Genomic DNA, 6,468 nt, shown 5'->3' on the forward strand with positions numbered 1-6,468 from the left:
CGCGCTCACGCCCTGAAGATGTGCCGCCGGATCGCGGCCGCGTTGGAGAAGATGCGGATACCGAGCACCACCACGACACCGGTGGAGAGCTGCGCGCCGACGCCCAGCTTGTCGCCCAGGAAGACGATCAGGGCGGCCACCACGACGTTGGACAGGAACGAGACTACGAAGACCTTGTCGTCGAAGATTCCGTCGAGCATGGCGCGAAAGCCACCGAAGACCGCGTCCAGCGCGGCGACGACGGCGATCGGCAGGTAGGGCTCAACCGCGTTGGGTACCACGGGGCGGACCACAAGTCCGACCACGACTCCCACGACGAGGCCCAGTACGGCGATCAAGATGTGCCCTTTCCTGTGTCGGTGTCGTTCGTGTTCGCGGCACCGGCATGTGGCTGCGCGCTGCGCACGATCAGGCTCGGGGCGACCGGAAGACGCGCCTCGTCCTGGACGGAGGTCCGCACGCGAATGTCGTAGTTCTCCTGCAGCACCTTGAGGTACTGGCCGTCCGCACTGTCCTCGAAGGCAGTACGCAGCCGCTCCCCGTCGCCCACCGCGAGCACCGTGTACGGCGGCACGAGTGGCCTGTTGTCCACCAGTATGGCGTCCCCCGCGGCCCTGATCGCCGAAAGGGCCGTCAGCCGCTGGCCGTTGACCGCTATGGCTTCCGCGCCGGACTGCCACAGCCCGTTGATGACGCGCTGCATGTCCCGGTCCCGCACCCGCCCGGTGTCCGAGAAGCCGCTGCCCTCGCGCGGGCCGCCACCTCCGCCGCCGGCGCCCTTCGCGTCGTCGATGACCAGCTTGAACGCGGGGCCCCGCACCTCGGTCGCGCCGGCGAGCAGGGCCACCAGTTCGCCCTTGTCGCCGCCGTGTTCCCGCAGCGCCTCACGCTGCCGCTCGCCGACGTCGTCGCGCAGCGCGTCGACGTCGTCCTCCAGGGCGTCGGCCGCCGAGGTCTCCGACTCGATCCGGTCGATGAGTTCCTGGCGCTCCTTGGCCACGGTGGGCGCGGCTATCCGCGTCTCGGCCGCGCTGATGGTCACCACGACGGTGGTGAGGATCAACCCGACCGCCAGCCACGCCTTGGCGCTCGCCGTACGCGGCAGCCCCTGCTTGCCCTCGGCCTCGCGCCGGGCCGCCGCCTCGGCGTACCCGTCGTCGAGGCTGTGTTCCATCACGTTGGTCAGCAGCGACATGGAGGCGTCGGGACGCGGGCGCTGGGACGCGGTGCTCCGAATGGGGGGCGGCTGCGGCATGCCGCACATCGTCGCACGTCGGGGGCGCCGCCACCCAATGGCCCCACCGGCGTGCCGGACAGGGGCGCGGGTGCCAACGGCCCGCCGTGGCCAAGCCGTACGCGACCCGCGCGGGTCCGGTCGGGCGCCGCGTGAGCGCCACGTACCGGACCCGGCGGGCCCGCGTGGGTCAACGACCCGCGGTGTCCACGACGTGCGCCCACTCGTCGAGCAGGGCCCCGGCGGACGCGTCGTCCGGGCCCTCCGCCCACAGGTGCGTGACGGCCTCGGCCGGGTCGGGCAGCACCATGACCCAGCGCCCGTCGGCCTCCACGACCCGCACGCCGTCGGTGGTGTCCACCGAACGGTCCCCGGCGGCTTCCACCACCGTACGCATCACCAGCCCCTTGACCGCCCACGGCGTGGCCAGATCACGCCGCAGCACGTGGGCCCGCGGGATGCGGGCGTCGATCTGGCTCAGCGTCAACTGGGTACGCGCCACCAGACCGATGAGCCGCACGAACGCGGCTGTCCCGTCGAAGACGCTGCTGAACTCGGGGATGATGTACCCGCCGCGCCCGTCACCACCGAAAATGGTGGTCTCCGCCCGTCCCACCCGGGTGAGGTCGTCGGGCGACGTGGTCGTCCAGTCCACCTGCGTGCCGTGGTACGCGGCGACCTGCTCCGCGATCCGGGTCGTGGTCACGGGCATCGCGACCCGGCCGCTCCGCCGCTCGGCCGCCACCAGGTCGAGCATGACCAGAAGCGCCCGATCGTCCTCGATGATGCGGCCGCGCTCGTCCACCAGCGAGAGCCGCTCGCCGACGGGGTCGAAGCGCACACCGAAGGCCGCGCGCGCCGAGGCGACGATCTCGCCGAGGCGTACCAGCCCTGCCCGCCGGGCGTCGGCGGTCTCGGTGGGGCGCGATTCGTCAAGGCCGGGGTTGATGGTGAGCGCGTCCACCCCGAGCTTGCCCAGGAGGCTGGGCAGCACGAGTCCGGCACTGCCGTTGGAGGCGTCGACCACGACCTTGAGGCCGGCCTCCGCCACGCCGGTGGTGTCCACCGCGCGCAACAGCGATCCGGTGTACGAGTCGAAGACGCTGGCGGGGAAGCGCAGGTCACCGATCTCACCGGGGAAGGCGCGACGGTACTCCTGGCGGGCGTACACCCGGTCCAGCTTCCGCTGCGCGGCCTGCGACAGGTCCGCGCCCCGCTCGTCGATGAACATGATGTCCACCGAGTCGGGCACGCCCGGCGTCGTACGGATCATGATCCCGCCGGCGCTGCCGCGCGCGGTCTGCTGGCGAGCCACGGGAAGCGGCACGTTCTCCAGGTCGCGTACGTCGATGGCGCTGGCCTGGAGCGCGGAGATGACCGCCCGCTTGAGGGCCCGCGCACCACGGGAGTGGTCACGCGCGGTGGTGACGGTCGAGCCCTTCTTGAGCGTCGTCGCGTACGCCCCCGCCAGCCGTACGGCCAGCTCCGGGGTGATCTCCACGTTGAGAATTCCGGAGACGCCGCGCGCGCCGAACAGATGCGCCTGGCCGCGGGATTCCCAGATCACCGAGGTGTTGACGAACGCGCCGGCCTCGATCGTCTTGAACGGGTAAACGCGCACGTTCCCCTGGACAATCGATTCCTCACCGATCAGGCACTCGTCACCGATCACCGCCCCGTCCTCTATCCGGGCGGCCCGCATGATGTCGGTGTTCTTGCCGATGACGCAGCCCCGCAGATTGCACTGCTGTCCCACGTACACGTTGTCGTGCACGACGGTCTTGTGCAGGAAGGCGCCACTCTTGACGACGACGTTCGACCCGACGACGGTGTGTTCTCTGATCTCCGCGCCGGCCTCGACCTTGGCGTAGTCGCCGATGTAGAGGGGCCCGCGCAGGACGGCGTCGGGATGCACGTCGGCGCCTTCGGCGACCCAGACGCCCGGCGAGATCTCGAAGCCGTCGACATCGACGTCGACCTTGCCTTCCAGGACGTCGGCCTGGGCCTTCACATAGCTCTCGTGGGTGCCCACGTCCTCCCAGTAGCCCTCGGCGACATAGCCGTAGATGGGCTTGCCTTCCTTCATGAGCTGCGGGAAGACGTCACCGGACCAGTCGACGGAGGTGTCGGCCTCGACGTAGTCGAAGACCTCGGGCTCCATGACGTAGATGCCGGTGTTCACCGTGTCGGAAAAGACCTGGCCCCAGGTTGGCTTTTCCAGGAACCGTTCGACTCGGCCGTCCTCGTCGACGATGGTGATGCCGAACTCCAGCGGGTTGGGGACCCGCGTGAGGCAGACCGTGACGAGTGCGCCCTTTTCCTTGTGGAAGTTGATCAGCTCGGTCAGGTCGAAATCGGTGAGCGCGTCACCCGAGATGACGAGAAACGCATCGTCCTTCAGCGCCTCTTCCGCGTTCTTTACGCTTCCCGCGGTACCGAGCGGCTTCTCCTCGTTGGCATAGGTGAGTTCCATGCCGAGTTCTTCGCCATCACCGAAGTAGTTCCGCACCAGCGAGGCGAGGAACTGGACGGTCACCACGGTCTCATTAAGACCATGCCGCTTGAGCAAGCGCAGCACATGCTCCATGATCGGCCGATTGGCCACCGGCAGCAATGGCTTGGGCATGCTGGAAGTCATGGGTCGAAGGCGAGTTCCCTCGCCACCGGCCATTACGACGGCCTTCATGTCGGAAGCGTCCTCCTTGAAGAGACGACGGTCAGGCCGACCTCGCCCGTCCAGATGGAGCCACTGGAGTTCACATCAGGGCAACTCGGCCCTACGGGGCTGGCGCATCAGCGGGCTCAGCCGGCCGCGGCGTCCGCCCTGACAAGCCGGCGGACCTGAACCACATAGAGGACTCCTGCCCACCAGTAGAGGGTCGTACCCCAACCTGCGAACGCCCATCCGAAAATAGCAGCGAACGTCGACAGCCAGCCACTCCCGTCGCTCAGAAGGAGGAGCGGGAATGCGTACATGAGGTTGAAGGTGGCCGCCTTGCCGAGGAAGTTCACCTGGGGCGGCGGATAGCCGTGCCGGCGCAGGATGCCGACCATCACCAGGAGCACGAGTTCACGAGCCAGAAGTACGGCGGTCAACCACAACGGCAGGATTTCCCGCCAGGTGAGGCCGACGAGGGTGGAGAGGATATAGAGCCGGTCGGCGGCGGGGTCGAGAAGCCTACCGAGGCTGCTGATCTGGTTCCAGCGGCGAGCGAGCTTGCCGTCGAGGTAGTCACTGACGCCGCTGAACGCGAGAACCAGCAGCGCCCAGCCATCGGCCTTGGGGCCGCCGAACTCGGGCAACAGGATGAGCCACAGGAACAGCGGAACGCCGACGAGGCGTGCCATGCTGAGGATGTTCGGGATGGTGAGCACGCGGTCGGTTTGGACGCGCGTCTCCTGGACCTCCACCCGGGGGCCTCCTGTGGATACGTGCCAATGATGCCCCCGACTTTACCCGTCCCAGGGGACACCACACGCACAGGGGTCTGCGCGACGCCTTCCCACACCGGCCGGCGTTCTGCTCCTGGGGCGTTTCCCTTAGGCGCCAGCGCCGCGCCGGTGACGTGGGCGAGGGCGCACGAGAAATGATCCCGTAAACGCAGAAGAGCCTTGTCACGGATCGAAATCCGTAACAAGGCTCTCCAAGAAAAGGAGTTCGGCGGCGTCCTACTCTCCCACAGGGTCCCCCCTGCAGTACCATCGGCGCTGAAAGGCTTAGCTTCCGGGTTCGGAATGTAACCGGGCGTTTCCCTAACGCAATAACCACCGAAACACTATGAAATAAACCAACCAGACAATGACACGGTCGTTATTTCAGAACCAACACAGTGAACGCGAGCAACTGAGGACAAGCCCTCGGCCTATTAGTACCAGTCAACTCCACCCCTTACGAGGCTTCCATATCTGGCCTATCAACCCAGTCGTCTACTGGGAGCCTTACCCCATCAAGTGGGTGGGAGCCCTCATCTCGAAGCAGGCTTCCCGCTTAGATGCTTTCAGCGGTTATCCCTCCCGAACGTAGCCAACCAGCCATGCCCTTGGCAGAACAACTGGCACACCAGAGGTTCGTCCGTCCCGGTCCTCTCGTACTAGGGACAGCCCTTCTCAAGACTCCTACGCGCACAGCGGATAGGGACCGAACTGTCTCACGACGTTCTAAACCCAGCTCGCGTACCGCTTTAATGGGCGAACAGCCCAACCCTTGGGACCGACTCCAGCCCCAGGATGCGACGAGCCGACATCGAGGTGCCAAACCATCCCGTCGATATGGACTCTTGGGGAAGATCAGCCTGTTATCCCCGGGGTACCTTTTATCCGTTGAGCGACGGCGCTTCCACAAGCCACCGCCGGATCACTAGTCCCGACTTTCGTCCCTGCTCGACCCGTCAGTCTCACAGTCAAGCTCCCTTGTGCACTTACACTCAACACCTGATTGCCAACCAGGCTGAGGGAACCTTTGGGCGCCTCCGTTACCCTTTAGGAGGCAACCGCCCCAGTTAAACTACCCACCAGACACTGTCCCTGATCCGGATCACGGACCCAGGTTAGACATCCAGCACGACCAGAGTGGTATTTCAACAACGACTCCACACACACTGGCGTGCATGCTTCACAGTCTCCCACCTATCCTACACAAGCCGAACCGAACACCAATATCAAGCTATAGTAAAGGTCCCGGGGTCTTTCCGTCCTGCTGCGCGAAACGAGCATCTTTACTCGTAATGCAATTTCACCGGGCCTATGGTTGAGACAGTCGAGAAGTCGTTACGCCATTCGTGCAGGTCGGAACTTACCCGACAAGGAATTTCGCTACCTTAGGATGGTTATAGTTACCACCGCCGTTTACTGGCGCTTAAGTTCTCAGCTTCGCCAACCCGAAAGTCAGCTAACCGGTCCCCTTAACGTTCCAGCACCGGGCAGGCGTCAGTCCGTATACATCGCCTTACGGCTTCGCACGGACCTGTGTTTTTAGTAAACAGTCGCTTCTCGCTGGTCTCTGCGGCCACCCCCAGCTCAAGGCGCAAAGCCCATCACCGGAAATGGCCCCCCTTCTCCCGAAGTTACGGGGGCATTTTGCCGAGTTCCTTAACCATAGTTCACCCGAACGCCTCGGTATTCTCTACCTGACCACCTGAGTCGGTTTAGGGTACGGGCCGCCATGAAACTCGCTAGAGGCTTTTCTCGACAGCATAGGATCATCCACTTCACCACAATCGGCTCGGCATCAGGTC

General features: G+C 65.3%; 4 protein-coding genes and 2 rRNA genes (1 of these 6 cut by a window edge). All 6 read right to left on the minus strand.

Annotated elements, in window-relative coordinates:
• Positions 1–5 precede the first annotated feature (5 nt).
• Positions 6–338 carry a small basic family protein gene (locus OYE22_RS02070; protein WP_176165418.1) on the minus strand — a complete coding sequence of 111 codons (333 nt, stop codon included), beginning with the start codon at positions 336–338 and terminating at the stop codon, positions 6–8.
• Complete coding sequence (locus OYE22_RS02075; protein ID WP_277318784.1) at positions 335–1,264, minus strand: DUF881 domain-containing protein; 930 nt, start codon at positions 1,262–1,264, stop codon at positions 335–337. Before OYE22_RS02075 ends, OYE22_RS02070 begins: the two co-directional genes overlap by 4 nt.
• 160 nt (positions 1,265–1,424) lie before the next feature.
• A complete protein-coding gene (locus tag OYE22_RS02080) occupies positions 1,425–3,920 on the minus strand; it encodes a mannose-1-phosphate guanyltransferase (protein WP_277318785.1) in 2,496 nt (831 codons plus the stop codon).
• 116 nt (positions 3,921–4,036) lie between these two features.
• Positions 4,037–4,645 (minus strand): CDP-alcohol phosphatidyltransferase family protein, encoded by a 609-nt coding sequence (locus OYE22_RS02085; protein WP_277318787.1) that lies wholly within the window; start codon positions 4,643–4,645, stop codon positions 4,037–4,039.
• A 245-nt stretch (positions 4,646–4,890) separates the two neighbouring features.
• Positions 4,891–5,007: ribosomal RNA gene (gene rrf, locus OYE22_RS02090) — 5S ribosomal RNA — on the minus strand.
• Between the two features lie 73 nt (positions 5,008–5,080).
• A 23S ribosomal RNA gene (locus OYE22_RS02095) occupies positions 5,081–6,468 on the minus strand (it continues 1,736 nt past the right edge of the window).

Origin of the sequence: Streptomyces sp. 71268 (assembly GCF_029392895.1) — a bacterium.
Lineage (GTDB): Bacteria > Actinomycetota > Actinomycetes > Streptomycetales > Streptomycetaceae > Streptomyces.